The following is a 23,264-nucleotide window of genomic DNA, read 5'->3' as shown; positions in this document are numbered from 1 at the left end:
ATCAATCCATAGTACTGTTGTAGTACTTCCAACAAATAATTGACAGATTTCTTTGCAGAGCTTATAGTAGCTGTGCTTATCATGATCTATCCTATTTTATCTGGCTTATATATGTATTCTTTATGAAGAAGCATAGAAAGAGTTTTCAAAGGAATGAGTCAAATTCATCAAGGGAATGAACCGAAGACAAAGAAGTTCTTCTGGCAACGCCTCTGGATTGGCATTGTTATCCTGGCCGTGGCGCTCCTCCTCGTTGGTGCCGCATTTACGTTTGCACCCCATCCAACTTCCGCGCAAAATAATACGGCCACTATAGCGTCCAACATCGCACGCCAGCAACAACTATTGCAGACTCAGATGGCTGCACATCAACAGACAGTACCTGTCAGTCAACAGACAGTAAAGCCGCAGACAGACATTGCCCAATCTTGCAGGGATCAAGCTGCAACAGATGACGGTAACACGGCAGCGGGCAATATTGATGGCGGTGGACGTAGCTACTCAAAGACGGCATTACAACAAACATCAATCCCATCTTCGTTTGTGGAAGATGGCGTGCAATTTGACTGGTACTATCCACTTTATACCGACTGCATTTCAAATGGGCAGGTTCTTCCAATCACTAATGCCACCACAAATGATGTATCCCTGGGACTGATTGGTTCTGCAACCAACGGAGCTGTCACAGGCAACGCCACCATCAAATATGATGATGGCACGACACAAGTTTTCCAGCTTGGTTTTAGCGACTGGACACTCGGGGTGGCACACAGACACCGTCCTATGGTAATAAAATTGTTTCCGCTCAGCTCTATCGCAACAATCGTCAAGGAAAACAAAACGTCAAGACATTTCTTTTCTTCACGAAAGTGTCTTTACAGCCCAATAAGAAGGCGATCAGCCTGACCATGCCCCTGTTGACCGGCAGTGCTCAATTGCACCTCTTCGCCTGGAGTACAACTACATCACATAGCGCAGACCTGTATAATAACGTTGGCTCAACCGATGATGCCTACCCACAGGTTGGCCAATTTGATGGTTCAGGCAATAGCTATACAAGCGATAGCCTCTTCTGGGGACCCGGGCAACCCATGGGCACATATCCCTATACCAGCGAATTAATTGCTCCCGATGTTATCGGTGGAGCACCTAATAATTACGTAGCCGCCGGACAGACCATTCCCCTCAACCCACAGGGGAAGGCCTTTGGATCAATAAGCTTCGCCGGTGCCGCCTCCAACGGTCCATCTTATGGAACGGGCACGGTGAACTATACCGATGGCACACAGCAAACATTTACCTTAGGGTTGAGTGACTGGACATTGAATGGTGGCACCCAGGCACCCTCATTCTCAAACCAACCTGTAGGCACATTTGGTTATCGTAATACCCCCGGGGACCGCAGAACATTCCTGTCTTCATCTTCAAAACGAATATTAAAATCCAGGCAGGAAAAATCGTACAAAGTGTCACCCTGCCAGGCTCTACTAACCAGGGAAAGTTACACATCTTCTCCATAGGCTTCTTAGATACAATCAGTATGAATATAGGTAGTACCGACGATGGCACATCTCTCTTCGGAAACATTGATGGTACCAACCACAGCTATTCAGAAACGTTGCTCAGAAAAACAGGTATACACCTGAGTGCGATAACGGGCACCGCGAACGCTTTTTCGTTCCATGGCTCAATTTTCACATTTATGTCCAGTACTAACCACTATGGCAATAACTGGATAGCTGATGGCCAGCCAATATCATATCAAGGCTATCATGTGACTAATGCCACACATATCACGTTTATGGGATCCGCCATCAATGGTAATTCTACAGGTACTGGAACTGTTTATTACACAGATGGTACAAGCAGTCCTTATACTCTGAGTTTCACCGATTGGTGCGCCAGCACAGCACAGTTTGGCAACCTTCCAATCTTCACTTTACCATATCGCAATACTCCTTTCGGACAACAAAGCATCAAAAATAACATCTATTATGCTGAAGCTGCAATCGATCCGACCAAAACTCTGCAGTCAATCACGCTCCCAAAGACAACTGGCGGTCAAATGCACATCTTCGATTTTAGCTATCGAGTGGGCCCATTCAATAACATCGGTGGCACTATAGACGAAGATCTTCAGCAGATACAGAATTTTGATGGGCAACACAATGGGTATTCCTACGACGCCCTCAGTGCTGCAGGACTGCCAAAGGGTTCAGTTACAATCAATGGCGTTAACTTCAACTGGAGAAGCGCCGCAGATGGGAATGCCGACAACTATCAGGCAAGTGGACAAGTCGTGCCAGTCACGCCTGTCGCGCAGGCCAAAACGTTAGCCTTCCTGGGTGCTTCAACCGGTGGAGCAGCCTCTGGCACCGCCACTATTACCTATACCGATGGAAGCCAACAAACATTCACGCTCGGTTTAACCGACTGGTGTGCACCAACGGTTGCATATAATAATCGCGTTGCCGCCGCCGCCACCTACCGGCGTACACCACATGGCAACCAGACTATTAAAACATCCGTGTATTATACCGACGTAGCACTCCAGAGTGGCAAAACCATCAAGAGTGTCACCTTGCCCACCAACGGTCAAATACACATCTTCGACATCTCAACCAAATAAGGTGATTGTGTTCACCTTACATTAGTCAAAAGCAAGAAGGGGAGCTATATGTAAATAGCTCTCCTTCTTTTTATTCATATTAATCTACACAGTTATTCCATCTCTAGCAGATGAGTATGGTATACTCTGAAAGATATTTTTGCAGATGGAGATGAATATATTATGGCTTCTACATCCCATTTTTCTTATCATGCGACAGGCATCATCATACATCCCACCGAAAAGCACATTCTCTTAGTCGGAGAGCAGGGACACCTCACGCTTCCGCACGTAGCATGGCAGGCGACAGAGTATGTACACTGGGCGGATGTCACTACCGTCAATCAAGCCATGAGTCACCAGATAGGTGGAGAACTAACCACCATGCGTTGTCTCTCTGACACCTACAATCGAGAAAACAGATGCTTTTCCAGAGTCTATATCATGCAACTGCATACCTCTGCTGGTATGATCGCAAAATCAATCCGCTGGATTGCTGCCAGAGAACTTTTCCATACCATCACAGTACCGACTGAACAACACTCAAATATTGAACAATGGCTGGCTAACCTGAACACATCTTCTGCCAGCCCACAACCTATCCCCTGGTACAATCCTGATTGGTTTGCCAGCGTCATCAGCTGGATTGAGAAACAACTGGAACACCGGGGATCTCGCGTGGTGGCCGCACCAGAGCAACTCAGAGTAGGTGAGCGCGGATATCTATTGCGTATTTCAACAACAACAGGAATAATTTACTTTAAAGCATTACCGACATTCTTTGCCCATGAATTGGCGATTTTAGCCACTTTAGCACCTGGATATCCATCATCTATGCCAGTACTGATGGCAGTTGATAGAGAACAACGCTGGATGTTGATGCAAGATTTTGGTGGCACGTTGCTGAGTCAGAGTGAGAACATCGGCGAGCTTGAAGAAGCACTGCGGCGCTATGCAGTACTTCAGGTTGAGCAGGTTGAGCAGAACCAACGTCTACACGAGCTCGGTTGCCCTTATCTACCTCCTGAAGCCCTTGCAGAGCAGCTTGAGGATATGCTCGAAGATACTCCTTCGCTCATGATGAATGCCTTTCCTGGTCTAGCCGAAAAAGATGTCATCCGCCTGCACGCACTGGTACCACATCTCCGTTCAATGTGCCTGCAACTGGCCGACGGGCCTGTTCCCTGCTCTCTTGAGCATGGCGATTTCCACACCGGCAATATCGCACTCACAGCAACGGGTCCACTATTCTTCGATTGGACAGATAGCTGTATTACCCATCCTTTTTTCAGTTTCTATCCCTTTCTACTGGGCCTTGAAGCGCAATGGGCTGGGGAGACATCAATCAGACAGCGTTTACGGGATGTATATCTGCAACCCTGGGAAGACTATGCTCCCAGAGAGCAATTAATTGCAATCTTTGAGCTGGCCCAAAAACTGGCGCCCCTCTATCTTGCCACCCTCTATGCATCACTGATCATCCCAAAACTAGAGGCCAGATGGGAGATGCGGCATGGGATTCCTTATAATCTGCAGACACTATTAGAGCGCATGCGTGACGAAATAGTATAAAGAATTGAGACCACAATCTATGTGTAATTGCAATCTGAAAGCAAGCAGGAAGTAACGAACTGCTGGCAAGTATCATTTCAGGTGATCGCAATGTTATAGTAGGAGAAGAAAATAGCTGCTCGACAAGAATGGGCACTGGAAGCCACATTCTTCATTTCATTCAGAGCAATGACACTAACGCTAGAAGGATATTTCGATGAGAACACTGATTACGTGCATGGGAGAATGCTTGATCGATTTTCTGCCCGGCAAAAATGGGGGCCAGAGCAATGAGTTTCGTATGTATCCAGCGGGCTCAATCCTGAATGTTGCCGTTGGCGTGTCCCGCCTGGGCCAGCCCACTGCCTTTGCCTGTAAGATCGCAAAGGATTATTTTGGCCGCACTTTGCATAAGTATATAGAGCAAAACGGTATTGATACCCGTTTCCTGAGCACGGTCGAAGGCCATAGCACACTGGCCTTTGTGGCTATGGAGGCAGGACAGGCCTCATTTGATTTCTATGGTGATGGCACAGCCGACACGCTGATGACGATGCAGGATATTCCCGCCAGCTTATTTACTGAGACCAAAATATTACACACGGGCTCCATCAGCCTGCTACGAGGCACAACACCAGAGACAATTAAACGCACGTTTCAAGGACTGAAAGGAAAGGCCCTGCTCTCACTTGATCCGAACCTGCGCCCGCACCTGGTCAAAGATGAGTCCAGGTATCGTACGCTGCTACATGATATGATCGCACAGACCGATCTCTTAAAGCTCAGCGACGCCGACCTGGAGTGGTTAAGGCCCGGTGAATCCGTCACGGACGCACTACGCCAGTTCGCTCAGCAGGGTCCGGCCCTGGTAGTGATCACGCGTGGAGATAAAGGAGCCATCGCCCTTCACAAAGGTAGTAGCAAACCCATCCATATTCCAGGCTTCCATGTTGATATTGTAGATACGATCGGAGCGGGCGATACCTTCTGCGCCGGCCTGCTCACCTATCTGGCCGACCAGCAGATCCTGACGCATGCCGAGCTGGCGAGCATCAGCGATGACAAAGTAAACAGCATGCTACGCTTCGCCGCCGCCTCTGCCGCGCTCAATTGCCAGCGCGAAGGAGCAGACCCGCCCACCCGAACAGAAGTAGAGCATTTCCTGACCACTCAAGCCTGAGCAAACATCGCTGCCCCCGCTCCACGTACAAGTAGACAGGCGGCTTATTTATACGTGGAGAAGGGGCAGCCACGAGCGCTGCCACTGCGACGGTTGATTTTGGTTATGCGGGCAGTTCGTCCTGGGGTTGCAGGAGGGGAACTGAGACCTGGACGGTGTCGGGATATTTGATACCGCTACCAGTATTCAACAATACCACCCGCTCATTGGACTTGATCCAGCCACTCGCACGCAGTTGACGGGCAGCTACCAGCGTGGCCGCACCCTCAGGACAAACAAAGAGTCCTTCCTGACTGGCAAGTTCGGTCTGGGCCTGCAACAGCTCAGCATCGTCTACAGCCAGTGCACAGCCATCAGTATTGCGCACAGCCTCCAGTACCAGGAAATCACCAAGCGCTTTAGGCACATTAATCCCAAAAGCGATGGTACGGGAATCCTTCCAGTGTTCGGAAACGGTTTTCCCTTCCTGCCAGGCCTTTACAATCGGAGCGCAGCCGCTGGCCTGCACCGCCACCAGGCGCGGCAGGCGCTTACCAATCCAGCCAAGCTGTTGGAGTTCCAGCAGCGCCTTATAGATGCCGATGATCCCAACACCACCGCCGGTTGGATAAATAATCACATCCGGCACCTCCCACTGAAACTGCTCGGCAATCTCGTAGCCCATCGTCTTTTTCCCTTCAATGCGATAGGGCTCTTTCAAGGTCGAGGCGTCATACCAGCCATGGGACTTCACCGCCCGGCCCACGATCGCGCCCGCATCGCTGATTAAACCATTGACCAGGTACAGATGCGCACCGCTAATCGCGCACTCGTTACGCGTAATCACTGGTGCGCCCTCGGGCATGACGACAAAAGCTTCCAGGCCGGCTCGGGCCGCATAGGTAGCCCAGGCACCACCGCCATTGCCATTGGTGGGCATTACCAGCACTTTGACACCCAGTTCTTTGGCCCGCGAAACACCAACAGCCGCGCCACGCGCCTTGAAGGATCCTGTCGGAATAACCCCTCGTCTTTGACATACAATTGCTCTAACTGCAACGCCTGACCAAGCCGACGCAGAGGGAGTAACGGCGTCATCCCTTCTCCCAGGGATACCACATATTCAGGAGCGCGCACCGGTAACAGCTCATGATAGCGCCAGAGATCTGCTGGCCGACTTTGCAGCATCTCTTTATTCAAGTATTGCTTGACGGCCGCCAGATCATAGCGCACCAGTAGCGGTGAGCCACACGAGCATAAATGTGCCTGCTCATCTGCATTGTAGATCGCATGACAACGAGGACATTCCAGATGTTGAAGAAAGCTAAAAGCCAATGGATACACCTTATCTAGATAAAAAAACTATCGTAGTCGACGCTCAAACTGAATTGGAAAACTTTTCGTCCCAAAGACAACGTGATTCCTGATTTGCTGCACAGCCGTTTGATCTCCTGGCCGCCATTCAGGTATCAACCGCAACATGGTTTCGATGGCAATCTTTGCCTCCAGACGGGCCAGTGGCGCCCCCAGACAAAAATGAATGCCATGTCCAAAAGAGAGATGTCGATTGGGTGTGCGTTGAATATCAAACTTCAAAGGATCAGGAAATTGCTCCTCATCAAAATTAGCGGAGATTGTCGTAACCTGCACAATATCACCTTTATGGATCTGCTGATCTCCCAGCAGCACATCACTGGTTGCGATACGGCCACCAATAATCACACGGTCGCCACCTGTGCCACGATTGGGTGGTAGATAACGCAGGACCTCTTCAAGCGCGCTCGGAACCAGCGTGGGATCCTGCCGCAGTTGCTGCCAGGCTTCGGGATAACGCTCAAAACAGAGAAAAGCATTCCCGATTAACTGAGTGGTGGTAATATTGCCCGCCACCAGCAGCGTCACAATAAAAATATAGAGATCATCATCACTTAAATGTTTACCATCTACCTCAGCCGCCAGTAACAGACTCAAAATATCTTCCCGGGGTGAGCGCCGACGCGCATCGATCGTACGAGCAATCGTTTCAAACATGCTAATCGCCAGATCAGATGTGCTTGCATCCTGTTCAGCCTCATCCTCAGAGAAATTCGCCACCAGCGAATCGGACCACTTTTTGACGGCCGCCCAGTTATGACGAGGAAAACCCAGCATATCAGCAATCACCAGAATCGGCAATGGTACCGCCAGATCCGTGACCACATCCAGCTCACCACGCGCCAGATGCGACGTGACCAGTTCTACAGCCAGTTGCTCAATCCGTGGTGCCAACCCGGCAATCGTGCGGGCAGAAAAAGCCGACGTAACCAGGGAGCGTAATTGCCGATGGCGCGGGGGATCCATAGCAAGGATGCTACGCCCCGACTCCTGATTTTCCTGCGCACCCGGGGCCGAAGAGAAAGTAGCATAGTCATTCTGCACACGCAGATGATCGGCATAGCGAAAAATGCGCCACTGGCCATTCCGCTCGTCATAGCTCACAGGCTCGGTTGCCCGCATCGTACTGCACCACTCGAGCATCTGCTCATGCCAGACCATTGGCGGCAACGTAAAATCAGCTACAAAAGATGGAAGCTGCATACAGCCAACCTTTCTATCTCCAGATGGGTAATAATAAACACAAACCCCACTCGCTACTATTGTACCCACCAATTGACCGGATACGCAAAAAAGGGGGTGAGCAGAAACTGATGGACACCAGCCGTAACGTGGTTGGCGTTGCTTGCTCGGATATGTCACTGGTAGCAGCCATCAGGCGGCCGCTACGTTGAGTTCCTTATAATATTACATAATATTACGCGCATCCCCATCCTGATCTGTCACAGTAACCAACTGAGCAAGCAGTGTGGGATTTTCCAGCAGACGCAGTTTTTGAGCACGTGGAAGGCGTTTCAGAGCATATTCGGTACGCAGAGCCTCTCCTTTGGTAGCAAACTGCCAGCTTACCATCAATACCACAGGCAGCCGTGCCCGTGTATAGCGGGCGCCCTTCCCGGCGTTATGCAGCGCCACCCGACGCTCAACATTAGTCGTGTAGCCCGTATAGAGAGTAGTATCATTACAGCGCACTATATACACATAATACAAGCTGGCAACCATAGCATAATTATCATTTCTGGCTAATCAAAAAGAAAAACAGGTAGATGTATTGTATCATTGCACACCGCTGACTTGCACTCCTGCTAAGGGTGGCACTTGACAATAGATTGAGGGTCAAGCATACTTCAAATCAAGAGTATTTACTGCTATCCAGATTATTTTTAGGGTGAGTAAAGTGGTAGCGCAGAGGTATGAAAGACAGAAATTGATGGATCTTTGGCTCTTATTGTACGCATGACCGGCAATGTCGCCCATCGGAGGGTCAGACTACAAGGCCGTTTTTGAAGGGACCAGACAATGGACGTTTATCAGAAATCGCAGGCATCCCATCCATATACGGAACAGGATATTGGGACAACCAGATTACTCCCAACTTACCGTATGGACCTCAGACCAACGCATAGTAAAGATGTTTTCTATCAGGCGAATCCTATCTCCAACTGGAAAGATGTATCCTGGGACAAAATTGGCCGCCCCTACCGTGTAGAGCGCTGGTCAAAAGAAAAGTTGCGCTGGGAGAAAGAACACGATCAGCAACTCCCCCCGCAAACCTCGTGGGAGATGTTTAACCGCTCATTCCAGAATCTTTTCGATGCGGATGCCCTGGCCACGCGTCAGGAAGCCTTTGGAACACTGGGGAAAAGCCTGGGGACGTTAAAAATGCATGAGGCACTTGAAGCGGTAGAAGATATTGTCCAGGCAACCGTCTGGAATAAGATTCATCGTGTCGAGGATGCCGTCTGGGATCCACGTGGGAAGCGCGCCCTCTTTGAAGGTCTGGACGTCAAAAAACCTGAAGTCCTTTTCCTGGGAGCAGCCGATGGCTATGAAGCCATGCAGTTGATGGCCATGTATCCCGGTGGACACGCCGTCCTGGTCGACTATGACGACTACTGCCGCACCAACCGCTTTGGCGAATTTCCAGAAGCCTATCCGTTCCTCGGCGAAGATCCTGCCACTGGCGCTCCTCGCGTCTGGTATCGCGACGAAATGAATATCGACTTCGAAGTCGTGGATATTCGTGATCTGAAATATGGCAAAGAATTCGACGTCGTCGTCAGCATTGGACTCATCGAGCACTTTCCCGATGAATACAAACCACTGGCACTGGACATGCATCGCCGCTTCCTCAAACCCGGTGGCTATGCCATCATGACAACTCCACGTGCACAGCTACAATCCAAAATCTTCTATACACTATTCGCTGATATTATGAACTTCGCGTATCGAGAATTGATGGACGTCAAACATCTTGGACTTTATGCGTACGAAAATGGCTTCGAGATCCTGCGACATGGACGGATCAAAGCCCATAACGGCATCATCGCCCGCGCACGCTAAACACGTTCACAACAGTATACCTCATCGCATCAAAAGCGCCTGAAAACAGGCGCTTTTGTTTTTGCGTACAAACATGATTGTGACTATCCGATATCGATAAAAAAATATGCTTATTTATATATTGCCTTACCGGTATAATAAATACATAAGCACTTCTTGTGATGCTTTAGAAATACAGATGAATCGAAAGGGTTACAGTGCATGAAAAGTAACAGAAAAATGAATCCAGCTCGTATTATGCTTGCCATCTGCCTGACAATTTTTTGTATAGGTACAGCGGGGGTCTTATCATGGGCCTCCATTATCGGTGCAAAGCCAGTCGCAGCTGCCAGCGCCCCCTCAACTTGCGGAACAGTCACCGTGCGTATGGGCGGTCAGATGCCATCGGAGGTCAATGCCAATCATTCGGAACAGTGCCTGGCGCAAGCCTATCGCCTGTGCCAGCCAGCATCCCTCACCTATACGCAGGCCAGCATCGATACAGGAACCAAACGTCAGTTTAGTGTTGTGCGCCACGGTGGTCGCTGCCAGATTTCAGAGGTCGTCACACAATATACTATTCCAACACATAACGATCATGTAACATATTATACCTGCAGCAGTCTATATGAGGGACGTTATGGCCTCTATATCAGAGACTGTAGCGCGGATGGGAATGTCTTTATTCCAGCACGAATAAACCGCATCCCCACCCCAATGCCAACGCTGCCTATAAAGCATCCACACAATCCTCCCACCTACGCAGCATAGAAGTCCAATATTTTTCTCTTATTGCCTCTCCTGAGCAAATTTGCAGCAAGAACTATCCTGAAGATTTTTTTTTGCTGCAAATTTGCTTTCCTGCTATCCTCCCTACAAGATACTACTCAGTTGCACACTAGCTGGCATTTTAGCAGATAGCGTTTATAATTACATTGACTCTTCCCATTTTGTATAACTAGTACATTGTCAAACTTCGTATGATGAGTTGTGCGCCCGCTACGCGGGCGGGCGGGGGAGATGTCGGGGCACAACCCCCGATCCCCCCGTCAAGGGGCTCGCCGCTTGATCATGCCCCCGGCATGCTCGCTTGCATCCCCACCTCCCCATCACATGATGTCTGACAGAATACTAGAGTGTAGAAAAGGATAGGATACATGGTCGTAACACCATCTATTGATACCGCCAGACAAATTCAAGAGAGTGTACAACTTCCAGCGGAAGCAGTAGCGCTCTGGTGGTTAGGGCAAGCCAGCTTCGCGCTAAAAACTAGCTCGAACACCATCTTGATTGATCCATTCTTGCAACCCATGGCAGGCCGTCTCGTCCCACCTCCCTTCACAGCCGGGCAGTGTCCACCAATCAACCTGGTACTCTATACGCATGAACACATCGACCACCTGGACATACCCACACTAGAGATCCTGGCCAATCATCCATCACAACCACGCTTCATTGCCCCGGCTCCAATCATCGATCAAATACTTAAAGCTGGCGTCCGACCTGAGCAAGTGCAAGGAGTACAGCCAGATGAAGAAGTTACCAATGGAGCAATCAAAATCTTTCCTATACCTGCTCTACACGGACTCAGCTTTCCGCCCGTCACGTATAGCTTTGGTCAGGACATCAGCAATGGTCAATATCGCTATCTCGGGTATGTCATTGAAATGGCTGGTGTACGCATCTATCATCCAGGCGACACACTGGTATTCGATGGGCTGGTAGAACGACTGCAAGCCCTCAAGATTGATCTCGCCTTACTACCAATTAACGGTCGCAGCCATTTCCGCGAACAAGAGCAACTGGTCGGTAACATGGATGAGCGCGAAGCCGCCGATCTGGCAGCCGCAGCTAGCATCAAAGCTGTGATACCCACCCACTACGAAATGTTCTCCGGCAACACCGGCCGTCCCGGCTTCTTCGTCGATTATATCCGCGCCAATCATCCAGAACTCACCTGCTACCTCCCATCCCATGGTCGTCGTCTGATCTATATGAAATGAGTAGCACATCAGCAGAGCCTGATCAAAACTTTCCGCTTTTTTGGCGCGAAAAAGAATAGATAAAGTAATCCATACCCACAACTGAACGACTATTCACGTTTTGTTGGATGGAGTACAGAGAGATGTCCTGGTCTTTAGCAAGATTGAGCATCTCTCTCTTTGCATAGCGAGCAAGCACTTGATGGCATAGCAATCCGCAAAAGTTGCGCAACGTACGGCTGATCTGGTAGAGTAGCAAGGTCCAGACAAAATACTCATGCAATGACAGGAGAATCACGGCATGCTATCCTTGCCCGATCAATTAGAGGTCGCCATTGAAGCGGCTTTAAAAGATGTGCCCGCCTCGAAGTGGAAGAGTACCGCCCGGGCGGTAAGTGAGCGCTATCGCACGCTGCGCACAGGCGATGAACAATCCTTAGCACGCGGTGCCGGAGATGTTTTAGGATATGCAGCCATTATTTTTCCTGCCGCTTATGCCCAGTTAAGTGGCGCGATGGCCGCTGTCAAAGAACGCGTGCTTGACTGGCAACCGAAATCGCTGCTGGACATTGGCAGTGGTCCTGGAACCGCGCTCTGGGCGGCCTGCGAGCAATGGCCCTCACTACAGAAAATGACCGCATGGGAACGGGAACCGGCCTTTATTCAGCTTGGACGCCAGCTAGTCCAACAAAGTACGCATCCAGCCCTCAAGCAAACAAACTGGCAACGAGCGACTATTGGCGGCAAGCTACCTGCGCTGACCGAAAAATATGATTTGATTGTTTTTGGCCATGTGTTGAACGAATTGCCAACGGCGCTACGTAAAGAGATCGTTACCCTGGCCTGGCAACAGTGCTCAGGGATGATTTTGATTGTAGAGCCAGGAACATCAGCCGCCTTCCCGATTGTCAAAGCAATGCGCGAATACCTGCTCACGCTGGACGCCCGAACGGTCGCGCCTTGCGCCCACGACCAGCCATGTCCTCTAGTCAACGACTGGTGTCATTTTCCACAGCGGCTAGAGAGACCAGCCTTCCAACGACGCGCCAAAGAAGGGACCGCAGGCTGGGAAGAAAGCAAATTCTCATACGCTGCCATGGCCCGTTTCCAGGCAGATACTCCCATCTGGGGTCGCCTGATCCATCAGCCCCATAAGACAAAAAGGGACGCGACCCTGACCGTTTCCAGTACTGGTGGTATTGTCACTGCACATATACTCAAAAGTCAGCGCGAAGCATTTAAGCAAGCCACAGACTACAAATGGGGAGAAACTCTCAGCCAGCCTATCGAGGAATAAAGCAGCGAGCCAATGATCAGCCGGAATCATACTATGATAGCCTCTTTTGTGATATCGTAAGTCATGGGAGCGGAAAAATCACCTTCCATTATGTATGAGAGAGGTTGTTCATGCTGATAAATAATCATTCTTCGATGGTATCGCATGCTAAGCTAAAAGAGATATTGGTAAAGGCCAGGCAAGCAAGCCACACAAACGGGACAATGCCGATTGATAAGTAACGAAGAGAACGATCCAGCCGTGAGAGGTATATATCAGAGAAATTTAAAAGTCGGTCTTTACTACAAAAAGGAGCATGCAGTCGATGGATATTGGTATTATCGGGGCAGGTAATATTGGAACCAATGCGGCAATATTATTCACTAAAGCTGGTCACAAGGTCGCTATAAGTAATTCAAAAGGACCCGAGTCCTTGTTTGAGCTGGTTTCCCAACTTGGTCCTAATGCCAGCGCTGCCAGCGTACCAGAGGCTGTCAGGTTCGGTGAGGTCGTTCTCCTTGCTCTACCCTGGAGCCAGCGTACCAAATTACCGCACGACATTCTGTTTGAAAATAAAATCGTCATAGATGCAACAAATCCTTATATAGTAGATCAAGCCGGTCGCTTCGAAATCGAAGATCTGGGCCATAGTACCTCCAGCGAAGAGATCCTGAAATTGATACCTGGCGCACGACTGGTCAAAGCCTTTAACACCATGCATTTTGAGACGCTCAAAAGTGGCAGTAGTACAGATCCCAGCAAACAACTGGTTATCTTTATGGCTGGAGATGACAGCCAGGCCAAACAAGTAGTTGCCCGCCTGATTGAAGATATCGGCTTCGCAGCAGTAGACACCGGCTTCTTAAGAGAAGGTGGGCACAGACAACAACCAGGCTCACTGATTTACAACATTCCCATGACCGTTGAAGAAGCCAAAAAGAGACTCACTGCCCTGCCATAAAACCTCCATAACAGAAAAGAGAGGGCCGAACCAGGAAAGTTGTTCTGGTGTGGCCCTCTTTCTTACCTTCTGCGAATCTGGAACTGCCAGAGCCGCCAATATCTCCAGATCTGGCGCAGCACCCCCGAAGCCGCCGAGGTCTACGCCGACAGCCTCAAATCCTTTGCATCAGATAAAGTCTCGTTAAAACTTTTTCTGATGAATTACTTCTTTTTACAATCTAACTGCTTTTCGCATGTATCATGTCGTTCAGCAAGATGCATGCCTGCTCGTTCGTAAAGACGCGCCGCTCCTGTGACATTTTGGAGATCGACGGTCAGACCGACATTGCGTATTCCATGCTGGTAGAGCATGTAAAAAGACTGACGTAATAGCTGTAAGCCCAGTCCCTGCTTTCTCCAGGGCTGAGCTATGGCCAGCTGATAAATCCACGCTCCACCATCTGAAAAACCATAACACCAGGCCACCCCGATCATCTCGGCGCCACTGGTAATAATTGGAATGAGCGCGGGCTGGAAGTTACCGTGCTTGAATGCCCAGCCTTGCCAATCATCAAATGATTCATACTCATAATCCCGCAGGTCTTGAAAAGCTTCCTGTATCAATTGATGAACGCTCTGTTCATCCTGTCCAACCACGAACTGGCGAACAGCGATGCCTTCAGGCCACGTAGGAGCAAGCGGAGGCTCGTGAAAATCAATTTCCATGCGCCATTCTGTGTTGACAGACCGATACCCCCGCTGCTCAAGCAAGCTCAAGCGTTTTACATCCGTACTGATAGTCCAGGCAAGAGGTGAGAGCGTGGCATCTACTTGAGCACTAGTAACACGCTGGCAGGCATATGCCTCTGCCATCTCAAAAAGAGCTTCATCGAGATTGAGCTGGCGATAATCAGGATGGACACGTGTCAATGCGTTAATATAAATTCCCCCTCTTGAGGGACAAATATCTGTGTATCCGATAATTTCACCAGCAGCAGAATGAAGGACAAAGGCATCTGTAGCAAGCTGGAAGTTCGCTCGCTGCCAGTTTTGCCTTAATTCATCTTCAGAATAGTCTGGCTTCCCAAAATCCACGATATCGCAGGCAATAATAAGCTCGGTGACAGCATGAAGATCAGCCATGGTTGCATGCCGTATTTGTAGACCATCTGGAAAAGTATAGTGGATGGACATAACTTTACTCTTTCCCCAGCCAATGTGCTTTTGATGAATCACTCACAATGACAATCATGGTTACATTGGTTTGCGATAGCGAGGCATACGCTTGACGATGCGATAGCCGACCCTCTCATAAAGGCCAACCGCATTACTAATACTTTCGAGGATCGTCGTTAAGCTGGCTAGCTGGATCTCACGTTCTTGAAAACGCTGCAGGCTATGGGTCATCAACGCCCGCCCAAGGCCGCGCCGCCGCCAATCCTTGCGCACCGCCACCCAGGGCGTCTTACCACTGCCATCCACAATCTCATTAATCACCAGACCCACCACCTGCTCACCCTCCCAGGCAATACACCAGAGCGAGGTATCGGTTGTAGGCTTGATCACATCCTGCAAAAATTCTTCATAGGATTGCTCTGTATAACCATTATTCGACTCGCGAAAGGTCGCCTCATTAAGCTCATAGATCGCAGGATACTGTTCAGGGGTGACAGGTCGCAACTCGACACCAGCGGGCAATGGCGCCAGTTGAAGCGGTTCAGACAGCAGGCGCTGCAAATCAACCACTGTAAAAGCCAGACGATAGTCCTCACCTAAAAAAAACGCCAATGCCGCCGGTTGGGTCTCATCCACATTCGCACCAAACATCCTGCACTCGGAAGGAGCTTGAGTAGCAGCAATCTGGCGCGCACGTTGCTCCTGCCAGTGTAAGAGTGTCCGCCCAATCCCTTTACGCCGCCATTCCGGCAAGATCCATCCCAGTAGAAGATACAGTTGAATACCATTCGATTCCGTCCACCAATCGATCCAGCTATAGCCAATAACCTCACCATTAATTTCCACAAATAAACAATCTTCAAATGGATTGGTAGTAGCACAATCCCGGGCACTAAAATCAGCGCGTGTCTTCATCCAGATATCACCGTCTACCTGCTTCACCGCCTGCTGAATATGGTCAATGGCGGGATAATCGGCCTCGCCACGGAAGAGTCGAAAAACCAGACCTGGAATCTGCGGGGCGGCTGGTAAGTCGAAAGTACGGAAGTCCATTTCTGAATGCTCACTTTCGTTTGCAATACTATCCTTATTTTTGTATATTCTATAGTATAAAAGAAATAGAGTTAATACACAACAGAAATAAGTATACAGCTCAGTAAAGAGGAAAAAACACAACTAGAGAAGGAGCTGAGGATGGATTTTGTAGATTGGCGCAAGTTGCCACGGAACGAGCGTGCCAGCGCGCAGCGTACACGGGATGATGAAGAAGAGCAAAAGAATGCAGCTATCCGTTTCCATGGCATCGCGGACTACCTGATCCAGAAAGCTCAGAACGCGGGCCAATTCGACAATCTGGCGGGAGCTGGCAAGCCATTTCAGCCAGAAGCGCTAGAAACAAACGGCTTCGATGCACTGGCCAGCAATATCCTCAAATCAATTGGCGCGGAACCACTGGAAATCTCGCTACAAAAAGAAATACGCAGAAAGACAACCCTGATCGAAAAACACCTTGAATATTTACAGCACCGCCTCAGCTATGTGCAAACCCTGGCCAGGGCAAGATATCAGCGCCGCATCAAAGCCTATCTGCGTGAAGTCCATGCCTATGAGAAACAATACAACAAACTACTCAAAGAAATCAACAGCCGCATCCTCTCCTTGAACATCCTTGCCCCAGGTGCGATGCACATGAAACCCCTGCCTGCCGAGCAACTGCTGCAGGAATACCGGGAACGCTTCTATGTCTTCGACGAATAAAAAACTATCACTGTAGATCGGCCCCTGGATCCTGTTGGCGAAATTACCAATGCCGATAAGAGGTTTAATTACATGAAATGATCAAGAAAATCGGAAATGTAGGTTCGGGGCTTGCACCCGATTGGCTCCCCCATGCAATCCTTCCCTTGACCATGGTCAAGCCGCTTCAAGCCTCGCTTCACATCTCTTTCGCCCTGGTTGTGGTGACATGGCGTCGCATGATCGTGGTGCGGCGAGGTTCGCGTGAAGGAAACCAATCGGCCACAAGGGCCAAAAATACCGCTTTTACATCTCTTTAATATAATTCATCATATTTCCTTGTTGTCCTGGTATAATATGAGACGCGTCACAGCCATTTCAGGGCATGCTCGATCAGTGTGTCCTGGTTGGCGGTGAGCCAGGTGAAACGCCATTGGGCGCTTTTGATGGCGTTCTGAATGGCGTTGTCTTGTTCGAGACCGGACAGATAGCGACCAATGCGGTGTTGGAGAGAGGCAAACTGGCGTATACGCATCATGGCTGGGATCGCCACCAGTTCTGCTTCAGTTAAAGGAAACTCAGAAACATAGGCCCGCCCCAATGAATCAATAATCTCCCATTCGGTTCCTGTTCCCATCCGGCTCACCGGCCACCAGCTCAAGGCCACGCTTAGATCCAGGACACGGATATCGGGAGCGGCAAACTCAAAATCCAAAACAGCGGTAACACCATGCTCATCGATTAAAAGATTACTTGTATCAAAATCTCGATGCAGCAATTGTTGAGGTAAGGTAGCATATAAAGCATCAACCTGGGCCATATGTTGCGTGAGTGTAATCTGTAACTGACGAATCGCTTCCTGATCCACAGGCAGCTGTCCAAGCGCTACAGCCAGATCTGGCACCAGAAGATTCCGTCCGGCCAGGTCACCAAAAGGGAGCAGCGTGCGAATATCCTTTGGTAGGCTATAGCCAGAAACAGAGGCAAGCGCTTGATCCAGTAAGGCCAGGGCTGCACCGGCATCCGCCGCACGTTCAGGTGTGCTACGCTCGGAGGTTCTTCCCGGCAAAAACGGGGCCAGCGTGGCCATCGGCTATCCTGATCCCCTTCCACAAGAGGAACAAGGATGTTCCCATTGAGGGCTGGAATAGGTACAGGTAATTGAAATGGCAGATCTTTCAGCGCGAGTGCCTGCAAAACCGATGCCTCATAACGCATTCTGGGATATGTGTGGCATCGGGTGCCACGCGCAAGGTATAAGCCTGTCTATCAGCTGTATCAACACGCCAGACATGATTATTTGTGCCGCCAGTAAGAGGGGTCAGTGAGCACGGACCATTTATGGGCCAGGCCGTCAGTATTTTTGAAACATCCATGTTGTGGAACCATTATCTTTCTGATTATTTATGCGAATACGAGTGGCAAGCTTTCAAGTCCTAGAAATGTAGGATTTTTGCGCCAGGCGGGCCGCTCTTGCAGCATGCGTAACGCGGGAAAGCGTTCGATCACCAGTGGTAACACAACCTGAGCCTCTAATCTGGCCAGCGGCGCACCCAGACAATAATGTGGACCAAGACCAAAGGCGATATGTTTGTTATCTTTGCGTGTGATATCAAAGCGATCAGGATCCTTAAACAGTTGGGATCACGATTCGCCATGCCCAATAGGAGCATGATACTTTGGTCGCCAGGAATATGCTGCCCGGCTATCTCAATGTCGCTTTTGGTATGGCGGCCGGTAATTTGTGAGGGACTCTCAAAACGCAGGATCTCTTCTACTGCGGCATCGGACAGTTCGGGTCGCTGCCGCAAGAGGGCTAGCTGCTCGGGATGCTTGAGTAAACTATATAAGCCATTCCCTAATAGGTCCGTCGTTGTTTCATTGCCTGCGGCGAGCAATAAATAAATATTCGCAATCAATTCATCCTCAGATAATTTATCTCCTTGCGACTCAGCAGCGATAAACGCACTCAATAAATCATCTTTAGGTTGTCGCCGTCTCTCAGCCAGATGGGGCTGGATATACTCATTAAATTCCAGTGCCGCCCCGGCCATGCGGAAGAATACTTCAATTGTGTCCGTTGGTTTGCCTAAGAAGTCGGCACCGGCATCGCTCCACTGCTTGATCTGGCCCAGCGATTCATAAGGAATACCAATCATGACCGCAATCACCATAATTGGCAAAGGAATAGCAACATCACGAATAAAATCAGGCTGTTTCTGCTGCTCCATCTGGTCAAGTAGCTCCTGCGTCAGGCGCTGCAGTAAGGGGCGCTGGTGTTCAATCATCCGCGGCGTAAAAGCTTTATTGGCCAGCAAGCGCAGACGTGCATGATCGGGATCGTCACGGGACATCATGATTTTATTAGCCTGTCTGAGCAATGGATTATCAGTATCCAACGTATCGCGTATCTCTGCAGGCAACTTCTTCAGGACAGCCGGGAGCTGCTCTGAGGATAAACGTGCATCTCGCAAGGCTTCTCGCGTATCAGTGTAACCAGTAAAGATCCAGCGCTGCAATTTTTCGCTCCAGAATACACGCTGATTATTCTGCACCTGACGAAAAATTTCATAGCGTCGCTGCATCATCTCTTCATCAAGTAATAATAACTGTTCGAGGTTATCCATGTAATCAACATTCATCAGACAGTACACCTCCATGCATCATTTATCACTGCTCACCCATAAGCTTATCATCCCATAACACGCTACTCAAACTTGACCTGAATAGATATACCACAAGTCAAACATGAGACGCAACGCATTCAGCGCAAGAGTATCCAGTGTTGTTGCGTAGATTACGGAAGAATTGTGAAGTAGGCCATTTAATTCATTCATAAATTCAGCTATACTATTACTGAGCAATAATAAACAGTTATCAAAAAGCGGGGTGCAATTATGAAAAACTATTTAAAAACTATCTCTATAACTCTAATAGTCGTGATGGTCTTAGTTGGAACAGTAATGTTCGTAATCTTCAATCCTTTTGCGGCCCTGGCTACCTCGAATACGCATAACCAGACCGCAAATACTACGCCCATCTCATCGCCTTATGTTGATGGACAAAAAGCTACCGCAACGCCTAAAAATAAAGAGATCCCGCAGGCAGCAATCCCAACACCGACAAAGGTTGTCAAACCGACACCGACACCGACAAAGGTTGTCGAGCCAACACCGACGCCAGCGCCAGCTGTCCCATTAGTCAACTGGGATAATGCGCCGTCAACCAAATATGCAACTAAACCATCCAACGTGCGCAGTACGCCTTATACCAGTGGAGATATCGTTTCAACCCTGGATACAGGCGCGGAAGTGACTATTTATGGATCAATCAATGGTGAAGCAATCTCTACCAGTCCTGTCTGGTATCGCATCTCCGATCGAAATAGCGCGCCAGAGTACATCTATAGTGGTCTGGTGACCTCAGAGAAGCCAGCACCAGCACCTGCGCCTGCAGGTAGCAATGCTAATTGTGCTGGGACACAGGGACAGGTAGTTGATGTCAACTTGAGTGCGCAGTGGGCCACATTCTGCAACAACGGCAAAATGGACAACAGTTTCGCCATCACCAGTGGACAACCCGATCTGCCCACGCCTGTTGGTGTCTATCATGTCTTTAGCAAACAGAGTCCAACCACCTTCTACTCACCATGGCCGGTTGGCTCACCCTACTACTATGAGCCAACCCACATCAACTACGCCCTGGAGTTCAAAGAAGGTGGCTTCTTCCTCCATGACGCCTGGTGGAGAAGCACCTATGGTCCTGGTACTAACGTACCCCATACCGATCCAGTATATGGCGACATGACCGGAACCCATGGCTGCGTCGTCATGAGTACCGCCCAGGCCGAATGGCTGTATGGTTGGGCCCCATCGGCACCGCAGTCAACATTCACGAGTAGTAGCGGCGGCCTTCATGACCAATACTTTTCACTTAGCGATACGTTGAGAGATGGTTCGACGTGACCAGCAAGCCATGTGTACGTGGAGAGGGCGCCACACGCGGAGGCCGCACTGCTGCGTTTGCGCAGGCCAGCGTGCTCGAACGACGCGCAGTGCTGTGGCGCCTACAGGGATCGTGTGTGCCATGGCCTGCTCGCGCAACAACGTGGTGGGAGAGCGCGTGGATCCTCCCCGTACCTTCTCGGAGAGGATCGCGAACCATAATCCGTCTCGGTGTAGGCGCCACAGGCATGCGATGCTCGTTGAGCCCCTCGCTCCACGATCACGCCGCATGCCGGCCTCCGCGTGTGGCGCCCTCTCCACGTACGATCCGCTGCTTTTCTCCACCATATTTTTATGGTCACAAAAGCGCTTAAGGACTCTGTTGGCCAATGGCAAAACGGGCACCAAAAAGCCACTTTTTGGTGCTCCACAAACAGACAAAAGACCCACATGACACAGAATCGAACATGGCGGGCTGAATTTCTACCCGTAATACCATTGGCCAACAGAGTCCTTAAGTGAAAAGTATTAGCCTTCATGACTGCTGCCGGTACGTATCAGGCAACGCTGTTCAGTTCGGCCAGATCGTCCTCAGAAAGAGTCAGAGCAGCACCGGTGACATTGTCGCGAAGGTGCGCGATGGATGAGGTCCCTGGGATCAGCAAAATGTTCGGTGAGCGCTGTAGCAGCCACGCCAGCGCGACGGTCATCGGTGTGGCATTCCTACGAGTGGCGACTGCTCTCAGTTTGTCGGACTGAAGAGGGGAGAAGCCACCGAGTGGGAAGAAGGGCACGTAGGCGATGCCCTGTGCGGCAAGGGCGTCGATCAGCTCATCATCAGCCCGATGAGCGAGGTTGTAGAAGTTCTGCACGCACACAATCGGCGCGATGGACTGTACCTCGGCGATCTGCTCAGCGTTCACATTACTGATACCGAGGTGCTTGATCAGGCCTTCTTGCTGCAGTTGCGCGAGCACCGTAAATGGTTCGGCAATCGAGCCAGGCGTGGGGCTTTCTACCCCGCCGACGCGCAGATTGACGACATCGAGTACGTCTAGTCCGAGGTGTTCGAGATTGTCGCGTACGGCCTGACGCAACTGCTCAGGGGCGAGTGCCTGGGGCCAGCCGCCCCTGGAGTCTCGTAATGCTCCCACCTTGGTCACGATGTGCAACGAGTCGGGATAGGGGTGCAGCGCTTCTTTGATGATCTGGTTGGTCACGTATGGGCCGTAGAAGTCGCTGGTGTCGATGTGCGTGATCCCCAGCGCCAGCGCCTCGCGCAATACGGCCACGGCAGCGTCGCGGTCGGCTGGTGGGCCAAACACGTGCGGGCCAGCCAACTGCATCGCACCGTACCCTATACGCGTGACTGTCAGATCCTCAGCCATGGTGAACGTTCCTGCGGCTGCGGCTGGCAGGTTACTATGTTCATGCGTTGAATGCAATACCATCGAAAAATTCCTCTTTCTCTCATTGAAACTACGAACATCGCGGTGTGTGATACACTCAGAAGTATGACATGACAGTTATAGTATGACCAGAGTCTCTTTATCATATGATTGAGACTAGCAGGATAAGGAGCAAAGAGAACGGTGAGCGACGACCAACGCAGACAAGATCTCGCGGATTTTCTACGCACGCGACGTATGCGCATTTCGCCAGAACAGGTTGGGGTGATACGTGGTGGGCGACGGCGCACGCCAGGATTGCGGCGCGAAGAGGTAGCGCAGCTCGCAAATGTGGGCGTTTCCTGGTATACCCTGTTGGAGCAAGGACGCGATATTCACCCTTCCAGCGCGGTACTCCATAATATTGCTGATGCATTACAACTTACACCCGCCGAGCGGCAACATCTTTTCTTGCTTGCCGATCAGCAACCCCTCATCGATACACACCCATCTCATGAACAGATAAGCCCTGCGTTACGCCGTGTAATTGACGCGCTTAATCCTATTCCGGCTTACATCATTGGTCGTCGTTGGAATTATCTGGCCTGGAACACCACTGCTGAGCATATCTTTTTGCGGTCGCCGTCGGTACCACCATATGAATATAATGCTGTCTGGCGTATTTTCGCTGATCCCATGAGCCATTATATACACAACCCTAAATGGGAACAGGTAGCGCAGAAAGTGCTCGCAGAATTCCGTGCTGATAGTGCACGTTACGCTGATGAAGAATGGTTCAAACGCTTGATAGCCGACTTACAACGAGTCAGTCCTGAGTTTCGCGCATGGTGGCCCCGTCACGATGTACGCGGGAGAGACGATGCACAAAAAGACATGGAACATCCGCTGGTAGGACGCCTGATGTTTGAGCATACAACCTTACAGGTACCTACCGCCCCCGAACTCAAGGTTATGATCTATACACCGCTACCCGAAACGGATACGCTAGCGAAATTACAGCAGTTGATGGATATAAAGATAACTGTCAATGCTACACCTTGATTTCGGCTTTATGGTAGATTATC

The 23,264-nt window shown here is 50.1% G+C and carries 20 protein-coding genes and 2 pseudogenes; 13 read left to right on the top strand and 9 right to left on the bottom strand.

Annotation, left to right across the window (positions count from 1 at the left end; translation table 11 throughout):
- Nucleotides 1-153: 153 nt before the first annotated feature.
- The 5 genes from KDW_RS22230 (at nucleotide 154) to KDW_RS22210 (ending at nucleotide 5,339) form a co-directional block, all read left to right on the top strand.
- Nucleotides 154-906, top strand: coding sequence for a hypothetical protein (locus tag KDW_RS22230; protein WP_151758132.1), 753 nt, complete (start codon nucleotides 154-156; stop codon nucleotides 904-906).
- A gap of 2 nt (nucleotides 907-908) precedes the next feature.
- A complete protein-coding gene (locus tag KDW_RS22225) occupies nucleotides 909-1,520 on the top strand; it encodes a hypothetical protein (RefSeq protein WP_162005503.1) in 612 nt (203 codons plus the stop codon).
- A 20-nt stretch (nucleotides 1,521-1,540) separates the two neighbouring features.
- The gene (locus KDW_RS22220; RefSeq protein ID WP_151758130.1) at nucleotides 1,541-2,629 is read left to right on the top strand and encodes a beta-sandwich domain-containing protein; all 1,089 of its coding nucleotides are present in this window, start codon (nucleotides 1,541-1,543) and stop codon (nucleotides 2,627-2,629) included.
- Between the two features lie 162 nt (nucleotides 2,630-2,791).
- Nucleotides 2,792-4,180, top strand: a complete 1,389-nt coding sequence (locus KDW_RS22215; protein ID WP_151758129.1) for an aminoglycoside phosphotransferase family protein — start codon at nucleotides 2,792-2,794, stop codon at nucleotides 4,178-4,180.
- A gap of 196 nt (nucleotides 4,181-4,376) precedes the next feature.
- Complete coding sequence (locus tag KDW_RS22210) at nucleotides 4,377-5,339, top strand: carbohydrate kinase family protein (RefSeq protein WP_151758128.1); 963 nt, start codon at nucleotides 4,377-4,379, stop codon at nucleotides 5,337-5,339.
- Between the two features lie 103 nt (nucleotides 5,340-5,442).
- Here KDW_RS22210 and KDW_RS22205 read toward each other — a convergent pair.
- The 3 genes and pseudogenes from KDW_RS22205 to KDW_RS22195 form a co-directional block, all read right to left on the bottom strand.
- A pseudogene (locus tag KDW_RS22205) lies at nucleotides 5,443-6,653 on the bottom strand (threonine synthase).
- 27 nt (nucleotides 6,654-6,680) lie between these two features.
- Complete coding sequence (locus KDW_RS22200; protein ID WP_151758127.1) at nucleotides 6,681-7,895, bottom strand: cytochrome P450; 1,215 nt, start codon at nucleotides 7,893-7,895, stop codon at nucleotides 6,681-6,683.
- A gap of 204 nt (nucleotides 7,896-8,099) precedes the next feature.
- Complete coding sequence (locus KDW_RS22195; protein WP_151758126.1) at nucleotides 8,100-8,414, bottom strand: GIY-YIG nuclease family protein; 315 nt, start codon at nucleotides 8,412-8,414, stop codon at nucleotides 8,100-8,102.
- A 297-nt stretch (nucleotides 8,415-8,711) separates the two neighbouring features.
- On the opposite strand from KDW_RS22195, the gene KDW_RS22190 reads away from it, so the two are divergent.
- From KDW_RS22190 to KDW_RS22170, 5 genes are all read left to right on the top strand, one after another.
- Nucleotides 8,712-9,755, top strand: a complete 1,044-nt coding sequence (locus KDW_RS22190; protein ID WP_151758125.1) for a class I SAM-dependent methyltransferase — start codon at nucleotides 8,712-8,714, stop codon at nucleotides 9,753-9,755.
- 201 nt (nucleotides 9,756-9,956) lie between these two features.
- The gene (locus KDW_RS22185; protein ID WP_162005502.1) at nucleotides 9,957-10,505 is read left to right on the top strand and encodes a hypothetical protein; all 549 of its coding nucleotides are present in this window, start codon (nucleotides 9,957-9,959) and stop codon (nucleotides 10,503-10,505) included.
- 386 nt (nucleotides 10,506-10,891) lie between these two features.
- Complete coding sequence (locus KDW_RS22180; protein ID WP_151758123.1) at nucleotides 10,892-11,737, top strand: MBL fold metallo-hydrolase; 846 nt, start codon at nucleotides 10,892-10,894, stop codon at nucleotides 11,735-11,737.
- A gap of 280 nt (nucleotides 11,738-12,017) precedes the next feature.
- Nucleotides 12,018-13,013: a small ribosomal subunit Rsm22 family protein gene (locus KDW_RS22175; protein ID WP_151758122.1), complete on the top strand. Its 996-nt coding sequence runs from the start codon at nucleotides 12,018-12,020 to the stop codon at nucleotides 13,011-13,013.
- A gap of 304 nt (nucleotides 13,014-13,317) precedes the next feature.
- The gene (locus KDW_RS22170; RefSeq protein WP_151758121.1) at nucleotides 13,318-13,953 is read left to right on the top strand and encodes an NADPH-dependent F420 reductase; all 636 of its coding nucleotides are present in this window, start codon (nucleotides 13,318-13,320) and stop codon (nucleotides 13,951-13,953) included.
- Nucleotides 13,954-14,156: 203 nt separating this feature from the next.
- Here the strand turns inward: KDW_RS22170 and KDW_RS22165 are convergent, their stop codons facing one another.
- Both KDW_RS22165 and KDW_RS22160 read right to left on the bottom strand, forming a co-directional pair.
- Complete coding sequence (locus tag KDW_RS22165; protein WP_151758120.1) at nucleotides 14,157-15,128, bottom strand: GNAT family N-acetyltransferase; 972 nt, start codon at nucleotides 15,126-15,128, stop codon at nucleotides 14,157-14,159.
- 60 nt (nucleotides 15,129-15,188) lie between these two features.
- Nucleotides 15,189-16,163: a GNAT family N-acetyltransferase gene (locus tag KDW_RS22160; protein ID WP_151758119.1), complete on the bottom strand. Its 975-nt coding sequence runs from the start codon at nucleotides 16,161-16,163 to the stop codon at nucleotides 15,189-15,191.
- Nucleotides 16,164-16,304: 141 nt separating this feature from the next.
- Here KDW_RS22160 and KDW_RS22155 point away from each other — a divergent pair, with 141 nt between their 5' ends.
- On the top strand, nucleotides 16,305-16,868 hold the full coding sequence (locus KDW_RS22155; protein WP_151758118.1) for a DnaJ family domain-containing protein: 564 nt from the start codon (nucleotides 16,305-16,307) through the stop codon (nucleotides 16,866-16,868).
- Between the two features lie 346 nt (nucleotides 16,869-17,214).
- On the opposite strand, the gene KDW_RS22150 is transcribed toward KDW_RS22155, so the two are convergent.
- Both KDW_RS22150 and KDW_RS22140 read right to left on the bottom strand, forming a co-directional pair.
- Nucleotides 17,215-17,937, bottom strand: coding sequence for a phosphotransferase enzyme family protein (locus KDW_RS22150; protein ID WP_151758117.1), 723 nt, complete (start codon nucleotides 17,935-17,937; stop codon nucleotides 17,215-17,217).
- 455 nt (nucleotides 17,938-18,392) lie between these two features.
- Nucleotides 18,393-19,201, bottom strand: a pseudogene (locus KDW_RS22140) (cytochrome P450); the annotation flags it as partial.
- 609 nt (nucleotides 19,202-19,810) lie between these two features.
- On the opposite strand from KDW_RS22140, the gene KDW_RS34170 reads away from it, so the two are divergent.
- Entirely contained in the window at nucleotides 19,811-20,812 is a 1,002-nt protein-coding gene (locus KDW_RS34170; protein WP_233097848.1) for a L,D-transpeptidase family protein, read from the top strand.
- Here the strand turns inward: KDW_RS34170 and KDW_RS22130 are convergent.
- Together KDW_RS22130 and KDW_RS22125 are read right to left on the bottom strand one after the other, a co-directional pair.
- On the bottom strand, nucleotides 20,777-21,112 hold the full coding sequence (locus KDW_RS22130; protein WP_151758114.1) for a hypothetical protein: 336 nt from the start codon (nucleotides 21,110-21,112) through the stop codon (nucleotides 20,777-20,779). The genes KDW_RS34170 and KDW_RS22130 overlap by 36 nt on opposite strands.
- A 236-nt stretch (nucleotides 21,113-21,348) precedes the next feature.
- Nucleotides 21,349-22,242 carry an aldo/keto reductase family oxidoreductase gene (locus KDW_RS22125; RefSeq protein WP_151758113.1) on the bottom strand — a complete coding sequence of 298 codons (894 nt, stop codon included), beginning with the start codon at nucleotides 22,240-22,242 and terminating at the stop codon, nucleotides 21,349-21,351.
- Nucleotides 22,243-22,383: 141 nt separating this feature from the next.
- Here KDW_RS22125 and KDW_RS22120 point away from each other — a divergent pair, with 141 nt between their 5' ends.
- Nucleotides 22,384-23,241 carry a helix-turn-helix transcriptional regulator gene (locus tag KDW_RS22120; RefSeq protein WP_151758112.1) on the top strand — a complete coding sequence of 286 codons (858 nt, stop codon included), beginning with the start codon at nucleotides 22,384-22,386 and terminating at the stop codon, nucleotides 23,239-23,241.
- Nucleotides 23,242-23,264 lie beyond the last annotated feature (23 nt).

Origin of the sequence: Dictyobacter vulcani (assembly GCF_008974265.1) — a bacterium.
In the GTDB taxonomy this organism is placed as follows: Bacteria; Chloroflexota; Ktedonobacteria; order Ktedonobacterales; family Ktedonobacteraceae; genus Dictyobacter; species Dictyobacter vulcani.
This window is presented reverse-complemented; position numbering and strand designations above follow the sequence as displayed.

Bases quoted from the DNA above. Each gene is read 5' to 3' on its own strand.
- KDW_RS34170 (WP_233097848.1), top strand. From the start codon at position 19,811: ATGTTCGTAATCTTCAATCCTTTTGCGGCCCTGGCTACCTCGAATACG.
- KDW_RS22180 (WP_151758123.1), top strand. From the start codon at position 10,892: ATGGTCGTAACACCATCTATTGATACCGCCAGACAAATTCAAGAGAGT.
- KDW_RS22175 (WP_151758122.1), top strand. From the start codon at position 12,018: ATGCTATCCTTGCCCGATCAATTAGAGGTCGCCATTGAAGCGGCTTTA.
- KDW_RS22155 (WP_151758118.1), top strand. From the start codon at position 16,305: ATGGATTTTGTAGATTGGCGCAAGTTGCCACGGAACGAGCGTGCCAGC.
- KDW_RS22150 (WP_151758117.1), bottom strand. From the start codon at position 17,937: ATGGCCACGCTGGCCCCGTTTTTGCCGGGAAGAACCTCCGAGCGTAGC.
- KDW_RS22220 (WP_151758130.1), top strand. From the start codon at position 1,541: ATGAATATAGGTAGTACCGACGATGGCACATCTCTCTTCGGAAACATT.
- KDW_RS22200 (WP_151758127.1), bottom strand. From the start codon at position 7,895: ATGCAGCTTCCATCTTTTGTAGCTGATTTTACGTTGCCGCCAATGGTC.
- KDW_RS22165 (WP_151758120.1), bottom strand. From the start codon at position 15,128: ATGTCCATCCACTATACTTTTCCAGATGGTCTACAAATACGGCATGCA.
- KDW_RS22195 (WP_151758126.1), bottom strand. From the start codon at position 8,414: ATGGTTGCCAGCTTGTATTATGTGTATATAGTGCGCTGTAATGATACT.
- KDW_RS22225 (WP_162005503.1), top strand. From the start codon at position 909: ATGCCCCTGTTGACCGGCAGTGCTCAATTGCACCTCTTCGCCTGGAGT.
- KDW_RS22160 (WP_151758119.1), bottom strand. From the start codon at position 16,163: ATGGACTTCCGTACTTTCGACTTACCAGCCGCCCCGCAGATTCCAGGT.
- KDW_RS22190 (WP_151758125.1), top strand. From the start codon at position 8,712: ATGGACGTTTATCAGAAATCGCAGGCATCCCATCCATATACGGAACAG.
- KDW_RS22185 (WP_162005502.1), top strand. From the start codon at position 9,957: ATGAAAAGTAACAGAAAAATGAATCCAGCTCGTATTATGCTTGCCATC.
- KDW_RS22215 (WP_151758129.1), top strand. From the start codon at position 2,792: ATGGCTTCTACATCCCATTTTTCTTATCATGCGACAGGCATCATCATA.
- KDW_RS22170 (WP_151758121.1), top strand. From the start codon at position 13,318: ATGGATATTGGTATTATCGGGGCAGGTAATATTGGAACCAATGCGGCA.
- KDW_RS22230 (WP_151758132.1), top strand. From the start codon at position 154: ATGAGTCAAATTCATCAAGGGAATGAACCGAAGACAAAGAAGTTCTTC.
- KDW_RS22125 (WP_151758113.1), bottom strand. From the start codon at position 22,242: ATGGTATTGCATTCAACGCATGAACATAGTAACCTGCCAGCCGCAGCC.
- KDW_RS22210 (WP_151758128.1), top strand. From the start codon at position 4,377: ATGAGAACACTGATTACGTGCATGGGAGAATGCTTGATCGATTTTCTG.